We start from the raw sequence: 18,986 nt of genomic DNA, 5'->3' as shown, positions 1-18,986 counted from the left end.
CATAACTCACGTCTTCTTAAGAAGGTAAGCGTCCTCGCCCGTTGCCTTGTATCTGAAAAAATCCTCGATTATGGCCGCGTGGTCAAAGGCAATGGGTGAGGGCAGCCGGTCTTTTTTAAAGAACCTTGCCTCGAGCGCGTCGTCCTTGCCAACGGGCGTGCCTTTTGCCGTTGCGTAAAAGACAACGCTTATCGTATGAAAGCGAGGGTCTCTTTCGGGAGCGGAATACGTATGGAGCTGGCGTATAAGGGTTACCTCGAGCGATGTCTCTTCCTTTGCCTCGCGCACCGCCGCTGTTTCCACCGATTCGCCGTAGTCAACGAACCCTCCGGGAAGCGCCCAGCCAGGCGGGGCGTTTTTTCTCTTTATTAAAACAATTGCGCCGTCAGGGCCTTCGATTATTATGTCCACCGTGGAGAGTGGATTTTTTCTCTCCGAGTTCATGTATAAATGATAGCATAAAAGTCGGCAGGCAAAAAACGAATTATGCTGGAAAATTTTTAGACATATCGAGGCTGTATTTTGATATTATAAGGATGTTTTTGTGAAAAAGAGGAGCAAGAGGACGGTCTTTATGGGCAGGGTCGTTATATTTGCAATAGCGTTTGGCGCCGCACTTGCGGCCCTTGTTGCCGTTGATGCGCTGGTACTAAAGGCCTTTGGCCTGAGCTTTTTCTACGGAGGATAAGACGTGCGCCGCGGTCTTTCCATAATTACGCCGGTTGTCTTTGCAGCGGTTTTTTGCCTGGTTGCCGTAGAGGCCAGTGCAGCGGATTATAATACGCTTGGCCCCGTTAGCCCGCGCGTTACAGTATGGCTCCTTGCCCAGACGCACCTCTGGTTTGCGGCCTTCATACTCGCTGTCCCCATATTCGTCCTTATTCTCGAGGTCGTCGGATACGTGAGAAAAGATGGTCGCTACGACAAGGTGGCGCGCGAGTTCATACGCGTAAGCCTTGCGGCGCATGTTGTGACAGTGGCAGTGGGCGTTATATTTGCCGCTGCGCTGTTTTTCTTTTACCCCAAGTTCATGGGGTACATGACAAAGATATTTTCTCCGACATTTTACGTCTATGCCGTCATATTCGTCATCGACGCTGCACTTCTCTATGTCTATGCCCTTAAGTGGGATTCCATGCAGGAGGGCGGCTCGAAGAAGGCGCACATGCTAATAGGTCTTGCCCTGAACATCGCCGGCACAGCGATCATGTTCGTTGCCAACGCGTGGACGACTTTCATGATGACGCCTGCCGGGCTTACGCCGGAAGGGTTTTTAAACGGCAACCTTTGGAGCGCAATCGATAACCCTCTCTGGCATCCGATGAACCTGCACCGCTTTGTCGCCAATATTTCTTTTGGCGGCTCTGTGCTTGCCGCGTACGCGGCCTATCGTTTTATAGCTGCCACCGAGAGTAAGGACCGGGCGCACTACGACTGGATGGGGTACACCGGAAGCTTCATAGCCATAGCCGCGCTGTTGCCGCTTCCTTTCGCAGGCTACTGGCTAACTGCCGAGATATACCGCTACAGCACCGAGATGGGCATGATGCTCATGGGAGGGATGTTTGGGTGGATGTTCATCGTGCAGGCAGTGCTTATAGGCGCGATATTCTTTGCCGCGAATTATTATCTCTGGACTTCCATGTCAAGATGCCCCGGGCATGAACGTTACTCGAAGTACGTAAAGTACATAGCAATCGTAATCGCCGTCTCTTTTATGGTGTGGTTTACCCCGCACACCCCTGAGATGACAGGGGCCGAGATAAAGGCAGCGGGTACAAGGTATCATCCGCTGATTGCGCCGCTTGGGCTGATGCCGGCAAAGAACATCGCAGTCAATATAATGATACTTTTTACCTTCATAAGTTTTCTTCTCTACAGAAGAAGCAACCTTAACTCCGTGCATCCCAGGGCTGATGCGCTAAAGACCGCCCAGGCTGCCATCATCGCCGCAGCGTGCGTAAATATATTCTTCGTAGGCGTTTACTACGGGTACTTTACCGACAGCTCGTATAAGGTTGCCTCCAGCGTGCCAGAGGTCTTGACGACACTTGTTGCGCTTATATCGGTCTCTGTGCTCGATTATATTATTTTTAAGAATGCAGCCGTTGTCGGCCCTGTTGAATGGGGAAGAGCGCCGGTAAGGAGCCAGTACGCGCTCGTACTTCTTGCAGTGAGCTTTACCTGGCTAATGGGACTTATGGGCTTCATACGTTCTGCGATAAGGCAGGGTTGGCATGTGTACGCTGTGTACAAGGATACGTCAGTCGAGGCCTTTACGCCGTCCATACAGTACGCAACGCGCGTTGTGTCTATCGGCACAATCGTATTTATGCTTATAACGGTCGTTCTATTTTCTATTGCAATGGGCAGGAAGCGCGATGAGTGATGCACTAAAGATATTTATCTTCATACTTGCCTCCATCGGGCTGTATGTGTATTTTAGCGAGGTCTATGTGCCGGACATAAAGGCCGGCGGCGAGGTGGCGGGGAGCGCGCCAATGTCCGTTGGAGAAAGCCTTTATAAGGGCAGGGGTGCGTGCGCCCTTTGCCACGACGCGGCGGGCGGCAGGGCGCCGTCTCTAAAGGGCTTTACAGCCTTGGCAGAGTCGAGGATAAACGATGCGGCGTATAAGGGAAGCGCGCGCGATGTAGCAGCTTACGCAATAGAGTCCATGAGGGCGCCTTCCTTATATGTGGTGGCGGGTTTTTCAAACCCCGATGGTCTAAGCCCCATGCCGGATGCGACCAAGGCGCCGGCCTCTCTTACCGAGGACGAATTGAAGGCAGTTGCCGAGTACGTTATAAAACTGTGACAATAGTGAAGCGATGAAGATAACAGCGCCAATAAAACTCGCTCTCGTGACCATAGGCGTGTACGTTGCGCTAAAGCTTGCCGGCGTTTTCTACGGCAGCCCCGTGCCTTCGAGCGTTATAGAGCTCTACGTTATATTCACTTTTATACTTACGATTTTGGTATTGACCGTAAGTGACAGTGGCACGGAAGAACTTTTTGGGTGGATAGGTCGCGCGCTGTATTCAAAGGGCGCGGCGAAGGTGGTTGTGCTGCTTATACTGCCGCTTGTTTTCTCGTTTGCGGCTTATTTAAAGACAGCAAGGCGCTTCGAAGGCGCTGCAAAGGAACTGCGTGTCGTGCATCCGCCTCCTCCTTCCGTAATAAAGGCATACGGCCGCGATATAGAACTTAAGACGCTTGTAAATCCGCTACGCGCAATAGAGAAGACCGACAAGGACAAATTCGCGGCATTGGTAGAGGCCGGGCGTGATATCTATTTTGTGAATTGCGTGCTTTGCCACGGCGCAAAGCTTGACGGTAAAGGCATGTATGCCGCATCCATGGACCCGAGGCCCCTTGCCTTCAAGGGAAGCGATACGATTGCGCAGATCGAGGAGACCTACGTGTTCTGGAGGATTGTAAAAGGCGGGCAGGGGCTTCCCATCGAGGCCATGCCGCATAAGAGCGCAATGCCCGCGTGGGAGGCTACACTTACAGAAGAAGAGGTCTGGAAGGCAGTGCTCTTTATCTATGATTATACCGGCAACAGGCCAAGGGAGCATAAGCTGTGATGTTTTTACGTAACATAGCGGCAGTGTTTTTATTTTCGCTAGCCGCGCTTTTTCCGGCGTCTTCCTTTGGCGCTGATGCAAAGGCGATTTACGTAAAGCACTGCAGCGTGTGCCACGGGGCAGAGGGCAAGGGCGACGGGGCAGGCGCGAAGTTCATGATGCCAAAGCCAAGGGACTTCACAAGCGGCATTTATAAATATAAAACAACCCCGTACGACGAGCCCTTTGCCTCGGATGCGGATATTATTTTAAGCATAAAGCGCGGGCTTCCTGGCACTTCAATGCCAGCGTGGGAAGATGTGCTAAGTGACAGCGAAGTATCGTTAATTGCTGAGTACCTTAAAAAATTCGGAAAAATAGAACCTGTAAAAAAAACCTCCCTTGATTACGGCGAAAAGGTTTCGCCTGGAAATGAAAGCATAGAAAGAGGAAAAGAGCTTTTCAAAGACCGCTGCGTTGAGTGTCACGGAAAAGAAGGCAGAGGGAATACGAGTAAAAGGCTTAAGGACGACTGGGGCTCGATTGTCTGGCCGCGAAGCCTTGCTGACAAGGATATGTTTCGTAGAGGCGCTACGCCGGAAAAAATATTCGAGCGTATAACAGCCGGAATTCCCGGCACTCCCATGCCATCATTCGAAGACCCGGAGAACGGAAAAAGCGTTAGTGCAAAAGACAGGTGGGATATTGCGAATTACGCGGCCGCGCTTGCTGACAGCAGCGCTTTGGAGGAACTCTCTGACGGCGTTATCGCTGCCGCTTATGTCCAAGGGGCCTTGCCCGAGACGACCAATAATACGAAGTGGGATGAATCGAACGGCGAGATAGTCCCGCTCTTTCCGCAGTTCTTTGCAACAAAGAAGCTCTACTACTCGCCGGTAAGTAAGGTCTCTGTCAGCACCCTATATAATGACACTGACATTGCCTTTCTCCTCGAATGGACCGATCCGAGCCGGAGTGTAGAAGGCGACGAGGCTGCTTCGAAGATAGCCGGGGCTATTGTTGCAAGCGATGCCGTGGCGATAGAGTTTCCTTTATCCGGCGCTACGTACTTTGGCATGGGGCAGGACGCATCAAAGGTCTTGATGTGGAAGTGGCAGGCAGGTAAGGACTTAAATGGATATGTCTACGAGTATGAGGCCTCGGGCGTGGGCACTGTGAAAGCATTAAAGACCGAGACTTATAATTTCTGGACGAGCGCTGAGTACAAAGACGGAGTGTGGCGGGTAATCATAAAACGTCCGCGTTCAAATTTGCTGTGGCTTACCCCCGGCGTCTCGACCATGCTTGCCGTTGGCGCGTGGGATGGCTCGAACTTCGAGGCAGGCTCTCTTCACACGGCATCCACGTGGGTAAGGTTCGATATGGGCAAGACATCGGGTAAGGGCAGCGAAAGAAGCCCGTATGCGTTTATACTTGCTCTCTTTCTCGTGACGCTTTGTGTCGAGGTCTTGTGGCTGAAATTCTCGAGGAAGGATTAACGCGCCTTTTGATTGCTGAAGGCGCGATGGCTATTGCCGCGCCAGCGGCAAGGAAAATATAATTTAGCGGGTCTATTGCAGAGCCTACCTTGAAGCTTAGCATCGAGTTCAGCACGCCTGTAAAGAACACCGCAGCGCCCGTGAGCTTTAACGCAGCCCAGTATTTTTTCTTAGATGCCAAACCTTCCACCTGCTCTTTTCTCCTTTAGCTCTGTAATGAGCTCCGGCGTGATTGTCGTTATCGAGTTCTTTTCCGCGTACTTTTCGATGCCCTTTTTAACAAAGCGTCTTATGAAGGACGGGATGTTTTTTAGCCGCTCTTCCGCCTCCGTTGTCCATATTGGTTTTTGCGATGCTATCGGCCTTTGCGGTGAGTTAACCGGCACGTAAGAGCAGAACTCGTCGTCTGCCATTATGTCGCCTGTCTTCGTAAGGGCTCTTGCGCGGCAACCGCCGCAGTCCGGCGCAAGAGAGCAATCGCCGCACTTGCCTGTGTATGCAGGGCTCCTTAGCTTTTTAAATAATGCGGAGGAATAGATTTGTTCTACCGGTTTATCGAAGATGTTCGCTGCGGCCGTATCCTCCGGCTGCATGTAAGGGCAGGGCGTTACGTGTCCTTCCGGGGATATGCGCATGTAGCCTCTTGCGGCAATGCAGCCCGTTGTATCGGTCTTGCCCGAGATTCTTGCAAAGTGAGGGGCGCATCTTGCGCGTATCATCAGCTTGCCCGAATGTTTTCTCTCTATTACTGCGATTCTTTCGAGTGCGGCCTCGTATTCTGCCATGCTTAAGTCGGTGAAGTCCTCGCCCCTGCCAGTGCACACGAGAAAGAAGTAGTTTAGCGCAACCGCGCCTTTGTCGATGGCAAAGCAGGCAAAGTCCTCTATCTCATGCATGTTTGCCCGCGTTACCGAGAACTGGAACTGGAAGGGAATGTTGGTTTGTTTGAAAATATCCGCAGCCTTTATCGCCGCGTCGTATGCGCCTTCGAGGCCGCGGAATGCGTCGTTCTTCTTTACATCAAGCGAGTCTATGCTAAGTCCAGCGCCTTTCAATCCGTTATTTTTCAGCGCTGCCGCGGCCTCGCAGGTAAGCCCCACACCTGTTGTGCCGATTACGGTGTGGAATCCGGCTTCGGCGCATTCCTTTACAAGAGTATTTATGTCGGGCCTTAGAAGCGGCTCGCCCCCGGTAAGGATGAGCATCGCGCCGGGCGAGAAATTTTTAAGTGTTCCTATTATTTTACTTGCGGCTTCGGTGGGGATGTCTTTTGCGCCGTTTATGTCCGTTGAATCGAGGTAGCAGTGGCGGCATTTCAAAGGGCATCTTCGTGTTACGTTCCAGGAGATGAGAAAGGGCGGCTCAACGGCATTTTGCGCTCCATGCAGGCTCACGGCGATATCTTCCTTCTCAAGTCTTCGAGCAGTTTTACCGTTACCTTCCTAAGCCCAAGGCGGCGCGCCTCGTCCTCTGCCATCTTTCTTACCATCGATCTCACGAAGCCAGGAATTTTTTTGAATAGCTCCTCGGCAGCGTTTTCCCAGAGTAGCGGGTCTTCTTCGTTCTTTTTTACCTCAAGCGAGCCGCTTGCTATGAGCACGTTTACCGCAGTCTCTCTTAGTATGTTTTCCGCTGTCATGCCAAGCGTGTCCGACTGTATAGACATCCTGCCGAACCTGCCTGTTACGAGAAGAGAAGGCTTGGTTGAAGCCGCGTACTTTACGATCTCGTCAGAGGCCTTGCCTTCGAGAAGCACGGTCTCCATTTTGACGCCCTCTGTTGCGGCGATTTCCTTTGCCGCATTGAGGTAGCCTTTGTATATTTCCGCGAGGTTTGAGTTTATTATTTCGTCATGGAGCTTTTCCTGCTCCTTAAAGCGAAAGAGCTTTGCGTCTTCGTTCGATAGAACGCCCGAGATGCTTTTGAATGCAACGCGGTGGTATTCGGGGTCGAATGCCGCGACTGCCGTAAGTCGAGCGTTAAGAAGCTTCGAGAGAGAGGCGGCCTGTTTGACTGCGTAATACGCAGAGGCGCTGCCGTCCACGCAGACAACGATAGGGGAGGAGGCTTCAGCTAAAATATCGTTTTGCACTACGAGCACGTCGGCCCCCGTGCATTCCCTTGCAATACGCATGCTGACGCCGCCGATTCGGCCAGAAGACGTCCTTCCAAGCCCTGTTCTTCCGAGTATCACGAGGCCGTAGGAGCCCTCCGTTGTTTCTTTTAGTATTTCCTCAAAGTGGCGGCCCTCGCGTTTTGCGGGAATGAGGGTAAGGCCCTTTTCCTCGAACGTCCTTGCAACAGGGGCTGCGTATGAATCAGATATTATCTCGAGCCCGCGTTTTATGAGGCTTGCGTGTATTTCTCTTTGGCGCTTTAGCTCGTTTTCTTCCCTGTATTTTTCCGGAAGTGTTGTTTCCATCTCCATGAAGCGGTCGTTATGAAGAAGCGCTGCGTAGACATGGAGCGCTATGGCCTGCGCTCCTGTTTCGGCTGCCAGAGATGCGGCAACCGAGGCGGCCTTTAACGAGTCCTCTGAATTGTCGAGGCAGAGAAGTATTTTTTCGTACATGAGCCGTATTTTATCATATTTGCCGGGTTTTTAAAGCACAATGCGTATTAAGCGGGTTGACAGCCGCTTAGCATGGCGGTAAAATTTTTACATGGACGAAACACTTAAAAGAACGACCTTTATAATAGGACACAATGGCGACTGGAAGGCTTCGGTGGACGCAATCCTCGATGCCGCGCGCCTCGATACAGGAGATAAGAAGAGGGTGCTTCTAAAGCCAAACCTCGTAGAGGCCATGGCCCCGCCTGTGACGACTCCGGTTGAACTTGTAGAGGCGCTCGTAGACGGTCTTAGGGAAAGACTTCCCGGAGTAGAGATAATAATAGGCGAGGGCTGCGGCGCGGCCAGTTACGATACCCCGCACGCATTCGATGAGCTTGGCTATACGAAGATGGCGAAGCGAAGGAACGTCGGGCTCGTTGATTTGAATAAAGAGCCGCTTAGAAAACTTTCGAACCCCGAGCTTACGAGGTGGCCCGAGTTCTATCTACCCGACATTTTATTCGACAGCTTCATAATCTCAGTGCCTGTTCTAAAGGCGCATTCGCTTGCAGGCGTTACCCTTACGATGAAAAATATGATGGGCGCTGTTCCGCCGCTCCATTATCGTGCAGGCGGGCACTGGAAGAAGTCTGCCTTTCATTCGATGATGCAGGAGTCGGTCCTTGACCTTAACATGCACAGGACGCCGGATTTTACGGTTATCGATGCTACAATCGGCATGAGCGAAGCGCATCTTTGGGGGCCGCACTGCGACCCGAAGCCCGGCATCATAATTGCGGGTTATGATCCTGTGATGACGGATGCCTACGGTGCAAAGGTTTTAAAGAGAAGGTGGCAGGATATAGGGCACATTCGTGATGCTGACGGACGGCTTGGCCACGTAAAGCCGCTTTCGGTAAAAGAGCTTTAGTACTCGAAGTATACCTCTGCCGATGCTTTGGAACCCGGGCCGTCAAGACCGGTGTACACGGCCTTTAGGCGTACTCCGGGTTCTACTTTGATAGGCGCCGTGATGCTCCCAAGAGAGAGAAGGTCTCCTTCTTTTAACTGCAGGCCGCGCCTTAATACCTCGTCCCTTATCCAGAGAACCGCGTTCATCGGGTCTTCGAGTATTGAGTCCATGCGCCCTTCTGTAACGAGATTTCCGTTATAGTCAAATACTTCGATAGTTGAGTTCCTTAGGTATTTAAGGTACGCCGCTCTTGCGCTGCCTGGCGGCAGCGCAACCGGCCCCCCCATGACGCCGAGCCGTGCTCCCGCGTTAGCCGCGATGATGTCGTTTGCTGTCATTTTTATGTCAGCCATGTACACGAGGTCCGGAAGTTCGATGAACGGTATTATCAGGTCTATATACTCGAACGCCTCTTCAGGTGTCTTTGCGTTGTTTATTGCCCTATCCGATACGCGTACGATGATGTCCGCCTCTGCAAAGGGCCTTGCGCCGTAAGAGGCCTTGACGTGCGCCTTGTCCTTTACGAGCATGCCGTGGAGAAGGACGCCGAGCACGGGTTCTGTTACGCCGAACTTTTCCTGCATCTTCGGGTTCGTAAGCGCTGCCTTGTAGCCTACGGGAGAGCCGAGGTTGGAGATTTTAGCAAGAAAGCGGCGCTGCATCTTTAGCGCGCCGTCGCGGCCCATGAAAATGCCGCTGCCTTTGGCATGAGGCGTTCCCTTAAGGTAGCTTGTTGAAAGCGAGTCGGCCTTTTTTATCGCGCCGGCCGCGCACCCGGAGGCGAAAAAAAGCAAGGCAGCCGCTACCGCGGCTGCCTTTATGGTTTGTGCATTATTCATGCGCGAAGCGGTCATTTGGCCGTTGTTTTTATGAATTTTTCGTAGTTCGCCTTGTTCTCGAAGTAGTAGACGGTGCTGTTCGAATAATCGACCGCTATGAATGCCGTTGCCTTGTCCACCTCTTTGCCGGTAAGCGGGTCCTTTGCCATGCGGCTCTCTTTTTTGTCGGTGAGCGTTTTTGCGCACCCGGCGCAACAGCCGTAGTATGTCTTGCCATCTACTGTTACCGGTATCTGCCCGGAGCCCATGTATCTGTTGTTTATCATGCACACCTTGCTTTTATCCGGCTCTTCCTTTATGACAGGTTCGGCAGCTACCGCAGGTTTTTTTTCGGCAGCTGCAGTTATGTTTACCCATGCCGAGCCGAGTGCGATTACGGTTATAAGAAGTGCGAAAGTTTTGATAATTGCTTTTTTATAAGGCATTTGTGTTTTCTCCTTTTGCCTAAGGCTTTTTTCCGGTGCCCTTTTTCGCCGGCGCTGCCGTTTTTCCCGGCGAGTGCTTGAGTTTTCCGAGAAACCTGTTTATGGGGTTGTTTCTCGAAAGAAACGGTATTACCGGGTTCTTCCGTACGCCGAGCGCTGCAAGCTGCTTCTTTATTAGCGTGTTCTCCGGGTCGAGTTTGAGGCCTTTTTTAAAGGTCTTGATGGCGAGTTCTTTCTTTCCGGCAAGAAGCTGAATTTTTCCGGCATTAAGGTACAGGGCCGGGTCGTAGCCCTCGTCCTTGAATGCCATGGCAGAGAGCTTCGAGGCCCGGTCGAAGTCTTTTGTTGCCGCGGCAACGCTTAGAGCGTAGTAGGAAAGGGCTTCGGCGCTTTTCTTTTCCAGATCCGTTGCAATAAAGAGCTTGTATGCCTTCGTGTACTCGCCTTTTTTTGCATGGTTTACCGCGTCATCTATCATAGACATGTCCAATCCCTCCGGTTTTTAGGCGGCAAAATAAAAAACCGCCAAAGTGGTTTAAAACCTTTGGCGGCCGGACGGGCATGGCCCCTAAGGGCTGTAACCTCACGGCTCTGCGTCCCGCAGTTTCCCGCGGTTTGCTCTGAGCAAAGGAAGCGTACTCTGATTAATATTATAGCCGCAAAGCCGCCGTAAGTCAACGGTAACGCCTCGATATCACGGCGTATTGGGGCAGGGCCGTTGCGTATGGCTTTGACACGGGGCAGGCGGTTTGCTAGAATATAGCGGTTATGCCGACAGAACTGGATTATAAAAACGAGGTCGAACGTCTCTCGGGGATGATAGAAAAGCTCCGGGTCGATTACGACCAGTACTTTGCGCGCGTTACCAAAAGAGAGCCCGCGAAGCTTCGCGAAGACATAGACAGGCTTGTGCGCACGCTTTCGACCTCGGTCATAAACAATACGGGCATAAAGTTCCGTTTGAATACGCTCGTTGCCAAGTACAATTCCTATAAGCAGCACTGGAACAAGGTGCTTAAGATGATAGAGGACGGCGTGTACGACGAGGCCAGGGCGCGCATCATGGGCGGGCCAAAGCCCGGCGTGCCGGCGCCTTCGGCAGAGACGCCTAAGGCTGCGGCAGCAAGGCCTGCGGCAGGCGGAGGCGACGAGGCCATATTCAAGGCCTTTCTCGACGCGAAAAAACAGTGCAATGAGGGCGTTGCCGGGATGGATTATAACCAGTTCAAGAAATCCCTCGATGCTCAGCGCGAGAAATTAAAGAGCACCGGCGTTACGAACGCGGAGTTCAAGGTTACTGTGAAGGACGGCAAGGCGAAGATAGTGTTTACGAAGAAGTAGGGCGGGTGGTTGGCGGTTAGTGCGGCGGATTTTGATGCCTCGGAGGTTTTAAGTGCCCCCGGGGTTTTTTTATCGGGAAACCGCCGATTTTTGCGCCATACTTCGTTAGGGCGGTTTTTCCTTGCTCGACGTATTATCGAATACGCCTGCGCGAAAAAACCGCCCTTGCCTCGTCTGACGCAAAACTTGGCGGTTTGGGCGGGACGGGGACAGCAAGAGTAGTTAAATTGTTTTTTTACGGTATTTGGAAATCGAAAAATGTGCCGGTGCTTGCTGTTTTAGCTCGTATGCCTCTAATATGTCAAAGCCTACTTGGGTTAGATAGGAATTTTCTTTTATTAGATTGTCGAAAGCATCTTCAGCAGACGCTCCTTCGGCAAAACCAAGTACTTGGCAGTTTTCTATATCAGGCGCGCTTGTTTTGGAGTTTGGAGAAAAGGTATATCCCTCTGCTGTTGTGAAAATAAAAGATTTCATACACCCTCCGTTTTTATGACCAGAGTTTTTTATACAGTCCAGGCTTTACGAATTCCAATAAGCCAATATTTCTTAAGTATTGCAACTGTTGCCGAATTTTTGGCTTTATGTTCATATTCTTCGGATGGAGCATTTTGAGCCTGGTTGAAAAAGAATAAATGTCATCTATCGAAAATATGTCTTTTGGGACTTCGGTCAGACAGTCGAATACGTCTTTTTTCCATGACGATAAATTTCGTCTTATAATATCCTTGCCGGCATCAAAACGCTCTTCCATGTTTTCGTCGTTCATAAAATCTTCAAAAAGGGCTGAGTCGCGAATCTGTACGGTTTTCTTTTTTTCTTTTGGGATAGAAAGAAGTATTTCGTCTGCTTTTTCTATGACCGTTTTTGTTATAGATGGATTGTTCGGGTTGTTGAAAATTTCCAGGTAGTCTTTTTTAATGCTTTTCGCAGTGCTGCCGTCTACTAGAAGGCCGTATTCGAGGTTGTTCCTTAGTCCGCCTGGCGTTAGATTCCCTGAAGTTACTATTGCTACTTCGTCGAAGACGAAAAATTTGGCATGAAGATTATGCACATTTTTTTGTCTGGCTGTGCGGTGTGAAAGTATTTTTAAAGCGTCAAGGTCTGAAGCCGCTCTTGAAAAATTGGCCAGCTTGAAAGAGGTCATGCACCTCAAGTCGACTGATTTGCGGCTATGTTTTATTACTATTTTGGCTGTGTTCTTTTTGATGAAAGGACTTGCTAGGTAAATGTTTTTTCTGGAGTGTTTTAGAAGGTCGATAAATGTTTCTTCCCACGGTGATTTTATTATTGCTATCATTTTTAACTCCGGGCGGAGTGTTTATTTTTGTTTTTAAACCCGTCAGTTGGCCGTCAGGCGAGGCGCGCGCGGGTTTTTGATCGCAGGCGTATATTGCCGATACGTCGAGCAAGGAAAAACAGCCCCAACGCAGTATGGCGCAAAAATCGCGCGGCCGTGCCTTAGAACGGTATATCGTCCATATCTGCCGGCGGCGGCTCTTCGGCAGTAGGAGGCCCTCCGGAGGACGACTCGCCTTTGTCAAACCCTCCGCCGCTGCCCCCTTTGGTGCCAAGCATCTGCATCTGGTTGGCGACGATTTCGGTTGTGTAGCGTTTGTTGCCGTCCTTGTCTTCCCACTGGCGCGTTTGTATGCGGCCCTCGATGTATATCTGCTTGCCCTTATTAAGGTACTCGCCGCATATCTCAGCGAGTTTCCCGAATGCCACGATTTTATGCCACTCTGTCTTGGTTTCCCTCTGGCCGTCCTTGCCCTTGAAGCTCTCGCTTGTTGCGAGGCTGAAGTTGGCGACCGCCAATCCGCTTGGAGTGTACCGGATTTCCGGGTCTTGTCCGAGGTTGCCGACGAGGATTGCTTTGTTTATGCCTGCCATAGGTATTACCCCCTAAAGTATGTTTAGCCGTTATTTAAAATGTACTTTATCACCAGGCAGGGCAAAGTGCAAGGGTTTTGCCCCGGCGCGTTGTATGCGGCGGGAAGCCAAAACAAAATTGACTTTAAGAGCTTAAAAAAGTTATCATTTTACGATGAGTTTCAGTATAATAGCGAGGACGCTCTTACTTTGGACAATCGGCGTGCCGCTTCTCATAGTATTTTCGACTGCCACTGCCACGGCAGCCGTGTTCGATAAAAGCGGCAACGCGCCGCACACCGTGGCGTCCATGTGGATGAAGCTCATCCTTTTTCTCTCCGGCGTGGGGGTGGAGGTATCGGGGGCAGAGAAGCTTCCGCCTCCTCCTTTTATACTGGCAGCGAACCACACCGGCACCTTCGACATACCGGTTGTGCAGGGCAGGCTTCCGGCGCAGTTTCGATGGATTGCCAAGAAGAGCCTCTTTGGCATACCGTTTCTCGGCTGGGCAATGTATAGGGCGGGGTATGTGCCCGTGGACCTTGATAATTCGAGAGAGTCGGTAAAGAGCCTCATTGCCGCAGCAGAGAAAATCGCGGCAGGGACTTCGGTATTGATATTTCCAGAGGGCACGAGGAACACTACCGGAAAACTCGCGCCGTTTAAACGGGGGGCGTTTATACTCGCGCAAAAGAGCGGCGCGCCTATAGTGCCCGTGTCCATTAGCGGCACGCGCGATATAATGAAAATCGGCGGCTTTGTTGTGAGGCCGCATAAGGTAAATGTCTCTATCGGAAGCCCCATAGAGAGCAAAGGCAAAAAGGCAGAGGAGCTTTCCGAGCAAACATTTACAGCGGTTGATAAAGGCATTGATTGGAGTTTTTGACGAATACGGCAGTGAAAGGTGATTAATGGCAAACGCGCTGAAAATTATACCTCTTGGAGGGCTCGGAGAGATAGGCCTTAATATGATGGCCTATGAGTACGGAGACTCGATAATCGTCGTTGACTCCGGGCTCATGTTCCCGGAGGAGTACATGCTCGGCATAGACGTGGTCATTCCGGATGTTTCCTATCTTGCCGCAAATAAGGACAAGGTAAAGGGCTTTGTTATCACGCACGGGCACGAGGACCACATAGGAGCGCTTCCGTTTGTCCTTCCCAAGATAAACGTGCCGATTTACGCAACCGCCATGACCATCGGCCTCATAGAAACAAAGCTCGAGGAGTACGACCTTTTAAAGACCACCACCTTCGAGACCATGAGGCCGCGTGACCGCGTCGTGCTAGGCGACTTCTCGGTTGAGTTCATACGTGTGAGCCATTCCATAGTAGATGGTTGTGCCCTTGCGATAACCACACCCGCCGGTGTTGTCATACATACAGGCGATTTCAAATTCGACCAGACGCCTGTTGACGGCGAGGTAACGGACTACGCCCGGTTCTCGGAATACGGGGAAAAGGGTGTTGACCTTCTACTATCTGACTCGACAAATGTCGAGAGCGAGGGTTACACCATATCAGAGAGCACCATAGGCAAGGCCTTTGACGAGATATTTTCAAGGGCAAAGGGCCGCATCATAGTTGCCGCGTTTTCATCCCACATACACCGCATTCAGCAGGTTATTAACGCAACAGCCAAGCAAAACAGAAAGCTCGTGTTAAACGGCAAGAGCATGGTCGGCAATGTTGCCATAGCAAGAACACTCGGGTACTTGAATGTCCCAGATGACCTTATAGTGGATATTAAAACTATCGATGCGCTTGAGCCGAACCAGGCCGTGCTTCTAACTACCGGGAGCCAGGGCGAGCCCATGAGCGCGCTTCTTAGGATGGCAATGGACGCGCACAAACAGCTTAGGATAATCAACGGCGATACGGTAATCCTTTCTTCTAAGTTCATACCCGGCCACGAAAAGGCCATATCGAACATGATGAACCACCTCTTTAAGCGCGGGGCAGAGGTCATTTTCGAAAAGGTCTCGGACGTGCACGTATCCGGGCACGCGGCAAAGGAAGAACTCCTTATAATGTTAAATCTCGTAAAGCCGAGATGCTTTATCCCGCTACACGGCGAGTATCGCCACCTTGTAAAGCACGGACGTCTTGCGGAGTCCGTTGGCGTTGAAAAGGAAAACATCGTAATTGCCGAGGACGGCGATGTTGTCGAGCTTACGAAGGATTCTATAAAGAAGGCCGGCCGTGTGGAGTCCGGCAGGGTGTTTGTCGACGGCAAGGGGGTAGGAGACATAGGCGACATAGTGCTAAGGGATAGAAAGCATCTTTCCCAGGACGGCATGGTGGTAGCAATAATCGCAATCAACCAGGCAAGCGGCGAGACCATCTACGGCCCAGAGATTTTTACGCGCGGGCTCGTGTTCGAGGAAGAGAGCTCGGAGATACTGTCCATGGCAAGGCTGCACGTTGTCGAGACGCTCTCGAACACCGGGGCCGAGGAAAAGGGCGACCTGAAAGAAGTGGAAGAGATAGTCAGGGTGGCGCTTAGAAGGTTCTTTAAGAAGACCCTCGAGCGAAGGCCCGTGATACTTCCGGTGATTATAGAGGTTTGATGGCGGCGCCTTTCGGCTGCCAGAATAAAATATATGCAAAAACATTTCGAGCGGTACCTGCCGTTCTATTTCCTCTCCATTTCGTCGTTTGCGCTTTTTATTGCGCGCGATATCGCGTTTCTTTCCCTGAATGTTCCGTACTCGGCAGGCAAGCCCGCGTTGCCCGTTGACAAGGCCCTGTACGCGGTTACGGCGTACTTCTTTCTTACGCTGCCGTTATTTCTGGCAGCGCTTCTAAAGAACATCGGAAGGGCAAAAAGGGCGCGGCCGTTTGTATTCGGCGTCTCGCTGACGCTTATGCTTGCCGTAGCCTTTTACTTCGCTTACAAGGGCATGCATGCCGCGTTTGCCGCGCATGTACTTATAGTCGCGCTCTGTCTGCCGCCGCTTGGCGTAATCGCATGGTTCTTTGCCGGGGATAATCCGTCGTGGCTTGACGACATCTCCGGTGTAAACCGCATGAACTGGATGGCTTACGTTGCTGCCGTGATGGTGGCGTTCATGGTGGCGCCTGCGGTCGTCGCGCTTATATATCCGGCGCCGGAGTTGCCGGAGCTTACGGTAAAGCTTATTAAGTCGCCCGGAGATCCGTTTGCCACTTTCGATAAGTGGCGCTTCGATATGGTTACCATGCTCTATATTGCCGGGGCCGCTATGTTTGCAGCGTCCTTTGTTGCGTATAGGATGATATTTTTATCGGCATCGGGTAAGGGAAAAACAGAGCAGTAGAAAACGCTTTGTCATGTTGCAGGAGTGTCTGGGATGCACGGAGCTATTTTGAATACCTATGGAAAACCTCAAGCAAAAACTGTCCGGACATCTTGAGAAGTTTCTAGGCTTTTATTTTTTTTGGATGGTGTTTTTTGTCATGTTTCGTGCCGCCGGAATTGCTGTACTGTCTGTAGACCTTGACAGCATGAGCCACGGTAGTGATATGGATGTTTTTATGGATAATTTGAGAGATGTGATGACCGTTGCCAGTGTTGGGTCATATGTTCATGTAGTACTTATGGTGTCAGTATTGTTAAAGCAATTTGACAAGCTCAAGAAGGCACAGGTGCCGCTCTTTGTTCTCTCGGCCGCGCTTAGTGCCGCATTTGTAATATATATGTTTTACACGGGCAAGGCCGCTGTTTTTTCAACGGCGATTAAGGCGATATTCCTGTTCTTGACGGCTTTCTGGGTTTTGGCGTGGTTTCTTGTAAGGCGCGGGACTTTTGAGAAGATAGAGAGGACAAAGGCATTTACGGTTTATATAATCGCGGTAGCGTTGTCTTTTATGTTTTCCGGGCAGGTGATATTGTTTTTTTATCCTGCGCCGTTGCCTGGCGTTGAGCCTGCGCCAAGTTACAGCTATAATGAATGGCGAGGTATTGTCGTTAATATGGGCTACGCGGCAAGTGCTGTGATATTTTTTGTGTCGTTTGCGGCATACAGGTTTTTATTCGTAAAACAGCAAGGAGCAGGTTAAAGGACCATGGAACGTATAATCCAATTGGCGAATTGCCACCTACGAAGCTATCTGCTTTTTTACCTTGCTGCGGCAGCAGGGCTCATGCAGCCCGGCACAAGGCTGTTTCTCCTCTCCTTCAGGTTTGATAACGTCGCCAGGTTCACTAACTACGACTATGCCTCTGTGTTCGACTGGACGCCGTTTTATTTTCTTGCGGTTCTTATGATGGCATTCCCATGCGTGCTAAAGGAAATAGGCAGGTTTAAGCCCGTAATGTACGCGCTCTTTGGCCTGGGGCTTGCGGCAGCCCTGTATCTCGCTGCCGTCTTCGTGTTTCGCGGGTATTATCTCCTTGTCTCCGTGCCGGCGATAATTTTTTCCGTGGTGTTTGGCGCGTTCTGGGCGTTCTCGTACTTTGCGCTAAAACCTTCCGGGTTCCTGAATGCCGTTGGTAAGGGCCGCACAAGGAACTTCAATATCAAGATACTTGTCTTTGCCGTTGTCTTTATCGGATGCTTTACAGCCATCGAATTCGTGCTTGGCAGCCTGATGCCGCAGCCGCCTGTTGAGAAGTACAGCGCGCTCGAATGGGCCGCAAAGGAAGCGCCGTTCTTTGCTTGGAAGGCGAAGTTCGCGTTTACATACGCGGCCATGGCGGTTATAATATTCGTTGCCGGGTTTCTTTTTTACAGGCGTTTTGTTCTGCCCGATATGCTGGCAATTTTCGAGCGCACGGGGAAAGGAGCGTAAGAGTGGCAAAGAATCCTTCGACAGTTTATTTCGCGGACACGCGGGCAGGGGCGGATAAAAACCTCTTTGACAAGACCTCAGCGCTTCTTAAAAAGGCCGGGCTTCCAAAGCTCTTTAAGAAAGGCGACCTTGTCGCAGTAAAGCTCCACTTTGGCGAGTACGGCAATACGTCGTTTTTGCGACCGCAGTTCATACGCATGGCCGTTGACGCCATAAAGGACACGGGCGCAGCCCCGTTCCTCACCGACACAAACACCCTTTATGTCGGAAGAAGGACGAACTCGGCAGACCATCTTGAATGCGCGCTCCTAAACGGCTTTGGCTACGAGGTAACGGGCGCGCCAATCGTCATAGCCGACGGCTTAAGGGGCGAAAGCAAGGTTAGGGTGGAGATAAAGGGTAAGCACCTTAAAGAGGCAATCATTGCAAGGGACATAGTATCGGCAGACGGCATTGTCGTAATGACGCATTTCAAGTGCCACGAGCTCACGGGATTTGGCGGCGCGCTAAAGAACGTCGGTATGGGCTGCGCTGCAAGGGAAGGCAAGCTTCTTCAACACTCGAACACCGCGCCTGTGGTTGACCAAAGCGGCTGCACTGCATGCGGCATGTGCGAGGAGGCCTGCCCGGTTAGCGCAATAACAATAAAGAAGGCAGCGGTCATTGATAAAAGGACATGTATAGGCTGCGGTCATTGTATAGCGGTTTGCCCGGAGGGCACAATCAACGTGCAATGGAACGAGGCCGTTGCCAACATACAGGAGAAGATGGCAGAGCACGTGCTCGGCGCCCTTATGGGCAAGGAGAAAAAATCCGTGTTCGTGAATTACCTAACTCAGATAAGCCCTGCATGCGATTGCTACGGCCATAACGACACGCCGATTGTAAAGGATGTAGGCATCCTTGCCTCTATTGACCCTGTTGCCCTTGATGCGGCCTCCGCTGACATGGTGAACGCGGAGGAAGGCTTCAAGGACTCGGCCCTTACGATGAACCATGCCAAAGGAGCCGATAAGTTTCGCGGCGTTCACCCGACCATAGACTGGAACCACCAGTTAGACCACGCGGAAAAGCTCGGCATAGGCACGAGGCATTACAAGATAACGGAGATATAGAGACAATATGCTTTTCTTGCTGCCCGGT

At 51.3% G+C, this 18,986-nt stretch carries 22 protein-coding genes and 1 riboswitch; of the genes, 13 read left to right on the top strand and 9 right to left on the bottom strand.

Annotated elements, in window-relative coordinates:
- Positions 1-6: 6 nt before the first annotated feature.
- Entirely contained in the window at positions 7-444 is a 438-nt protein-coding gene (locus tag OEV59_05890; GenBank protein MDH4227267.1) for an NUDIX hydrolase, read from the bottom strand.
- 100 nt (positions 445-544) lie between these two features.
- Here OEV59_05890 and OEV59_05885 point away from each other — a divergent pair, with 100 nt between their 5' ends.
- The 5 genes from OEV59_05885 to OEV59_05865 are packed head-to-tail and all read left to right on the top strand — an operon-like array spanning position 545 to position 5,066.
- On the top strand, positions 545-688 hold the full coding sequence (locus tag OEV59_05885; GenBank protein MDH4227266.1) for a hypothetical protein: 144 nt from the start codon (positions 545-547) through the stop codon (positions 686-688).
- A 3-nt stretch (positions 689-691) separates the two neighbouring features.
- Positions 692-2,389, top strand: a complete 1,698-nt coding sequence (locus OEV59_05880; GenBank protein MDH4227265.1) for a cytochrome ubiquinol oxidase subunit I — start codon at positions 692-694, stop codon at positions 2,387-2,389.
- A complete protein-coding gene (locus OEV59_05875; protein ID MDH4227264.1) occupies positions 2,382-2,816 on the top strand; it encodes a cytochrome c in 435 nt (144 codons plus the stop codon). The genes OEV59_05880 and OEV59_05875 overlap by 8 nt, the downstream gene beginning before the upstream one ends.
- A gap of 13 nt (positions 2,817-2,829) precedes the next feature.
- Complete coding sequence (locus OEV59_05870) at positions 2,830-3,588, top strand: cytochrome c (GenBank protein MDH4227263.1); 759 nt, start codon at positions 2,830-2,832, stop codon at positions 3,586-3,588.
- Positions 3,588-5,066, top strand: a complete 1,479-nt coding sequence (locus OEV59_05865) for a c-type cytochrome (protein ID MDH4227262.1) — start codon at positions 3,588-3,590, stop codon at positions 5,064-5,066. The genes OEV59_05870 and OEV59_05865 overlap by 1 nt, the downstream gene beginning before the upstream one ends.
- A 170-nt stretch (positions 5,067-5,236) precedes the next feature.
- Here the strand turns inward: OEV59_05865 and OEV59_05860 are convergent, their stop codons facing one another.
- The gene (locus OEV59_05860) at positions 5,237-6,460 is read right to left on the bottom strand and encodes a radical SAM protein (protein ID MDH4227261.1); all 1,224 of its coding nucleotides are present in this window, start codon (positions 6,458-6,460) and stop codon (positions 5,237-5,239) included.
- On the bottom strand, positions 6,457-7,638 hold the full coding sequence (locus OEV59_05855; GenBank protein ID MDH4227260.1) for a universal stress protein: 1,182 nt from the start codon (positions 7,636-7,638) through the stop codon (positions 6,457-6,459). The genes OEV59_05860 and OEV59_05855 overlap by 4 nt, the downstream gene beginning before the upstream one ends.
- Positions 7,639-7,729: 91 nt before the next feature.
- On the opposite strand from OEV59_05855, the gene OEV59_05850 reads away from it, so the two are divergent.
- A complete protein-coding gene (locus tag OEV59_05850) occupies positions 7,730-8,551 on the top strand; it encodes a DUF362 domain-containing protein (GenBank protein ID MDH4227259.1) in 822 nt (273 codons plus the stop codon).
- Here OEV59_05850 and OEV59_05845 read toward each other — a convergent pair.
- From OEV59_05845 to OEV59_05835, 3 genes are read right to left on the bottom strand one after another with little or no spacing between them, the layout of a single operon-like run.
- Positions 8,548-9,432 carry a hydratase gene (locus tag OEV59_05845; protein ID MDH4227258.1) on the bottom strand — a complete coding sequence of 295 codons (885 nt, stop codon included), beginning with the start codon at positions 9,430-9,432 and terminating at the stop codon, positions 8,548-8,550. The genes OEV59_05850 and OEV59_05845 overlap by 4 nt on opposite strands.
- A gap of 11 nt (positions 9,433-9,443) precedes the next feature.
- Positions 9,444-9,857, bottom strand: coding sequence for a hypothetical protein (locus OEV59_05840; protein MDH4227257.1), 414 nt, complete (start codon positions 9,855-9,857; stop codon positions 9,444-9,446).
- 19 nt (positions 9,858-9,876) lie between these two features.
- Entirely contained in the window at positions 9,877-10,341 is a 465-nt protein-coding gene (locus tag OEV59_05835; protein ID MDH4227256.1) for a tetratricopeptide repeat protein, read from the bottom strand.
- Positions 10,342-10,400: 59 nt separating this feature from the next.
- Positions 10,401-10,487: riboswitch (cyclic di-GMP riboswitch) on the bottom strand.
- A gap of 138 nt (positions 10,488-10,625) precedes the next feature.
- Here OEV59_05835 and OEV59_05830 point away from each other — a divergent pair.
- Positions 10,626-11,198, top strand: a complete 573-nt coding sequence (locus OEV59_05830) for a hypothetical protein (protein MDH4227255.1) — start codon at positions 10,626-10,628, stop codon at positions 11,196-11,198.
- A gap of 222 nt (positions 11,199-11,420) precedes the next feature.
- Here the strand turns inward: OEV59_05830 and OEV59_05825 are convergent, their stop codons facing one another.
- The 3 genes from OEV59_05825 to OEV59_05815 all read right to left on the bottom strand — a co-directional run bounded on the left by OEV59_05825 (position 11,421) and on the right by OEV59_05815 (position 13,097).
- Entirely contained in the window at positions 11,421-11,675 is a 255-nt protein-coding gene (locus OEV59_05825; GenBank protein ID MDH4227254.1) for a hypothetical protein, read from the bottom strand.
- Positions 11,676-11,688: 13 nt separating this feature from the next.
- On the bottom strand, positions 11,689-12,498 hold the full coding sequence (locus OEV59_05820; protein ID MDH4227253.1) for a phospholipase D-like domain-containing protein: 810 nt from the start codon (positions 12,496-12,498) through the stop codon (positions 11,689-11,691).
- Between the two features lie 161 nt (positions 12,499-12,659).
- The gene (locus OEV59_05815; protein MDH4227252.1) at positions 12,660-13,097 is read right to left on the bottom strand and encodes a single-stranded DNA-binding protein; all 438 of its coding nucleotides are present in this window, start codon (positions 13,095-13,097) and stop codon (positions 12,660-12,662) included.
- A 148-nt stretch (positions 13,098-13,245) separates the two neighbouring features.
- On the opposite strand from OEV59_05815, the gene OEV59_05810 reads away from it, so the two are divergent.
- From OEV59_05810 to OEV59_05785, 6 genes are read left to right on the top strand one after another with little or no spacing between them, the layout of a single operon-like run.
- Complete coding sequence (locus OEV59_05810) at positions 13,246-13,956, top strand: 1-acyl-sn-glycerol-3-phosphate acyltransferase (protein MDH4227251.1); 711 nt, start codon at positions 13,246-13,248, stop codon at positions 13,954-13,956.
- Positions 13,957-13,981: 25 nt separating this feature from the next.
- Positions 13,982-15,640 carry a ribonuclease J gene (locus OEV59_05805; GenBank protein ID MDH4227250.1) on the top strand — a complete coding sequence of 553 codons (1,659 nt, stop codon included), beginning with the start codon at positions 13,982-13,984 and terminating at the stop codon, positions 15,638-15,640.
- A 33-nt stretch (positions 15,641-15,673) separates the two neighbouring features.
- The gene (locus OEV59_05800) at positions 15,674-16,369 is read left to right on the top strand and encodes a hypothetical protein (GenBank protein ID MDH4227249.1); all 696 of its coding nucleotides are present in this window, start codon (positions 15,674-15,676) and stop codon (positions 16,367-16,369) included.
- 58 nt (positions 16,370-16,427) lie between these two features.
- Positions 16,428-17,111, top strand: coding sequence for a hypothetical protein (locus OEV59_05795; protein MDH4227248.1), 684 nt, complete (start codon positions 16,428-16,430; stop codon positions 17,109-17,111).
- 6 nt (positions 17,112-17,117) lie between these two features.
- Positions 17,118-17,843: a hypothetical protein gene (locus OEV59_05790; GenBank protein ID MDH4227247.1), complete on the top strand. Its 726-nt coding sequence runs from the start codon at positions 17,118-17,120 to the stop codon at positions 17,841-17,843.
- A 2-nt stretch (positions 17,844-17,845) separates the two neighbouring features.
- On the top strand, positions 17,846-18,958 hold the full coding sequence (locus OEV59_05785) for a DUF362 domain-containing protein (protein ID MDH4227246.1): 1,113 nt from the start codon (positions 17,846-17,848) through the stop codon (positions 18,956-18,958).
- Positions 18,959-18,986 lie beyond the last annotated feature (28 nt).

It is taken from the genome of Deltaproteobacteria bacterium, from assembly GCA_029858205.1.
GTDB lineage: Bacteria > Desulfobacterota > GWC2-55-46 > GWC2-55-46 > DRQE01 > JAOUFM01.
The sequence above is the reverse complement of the archived record's forward strand: the minus strand, read 5'-3'. Positions and strand labels throughout refer to the sequence as shown.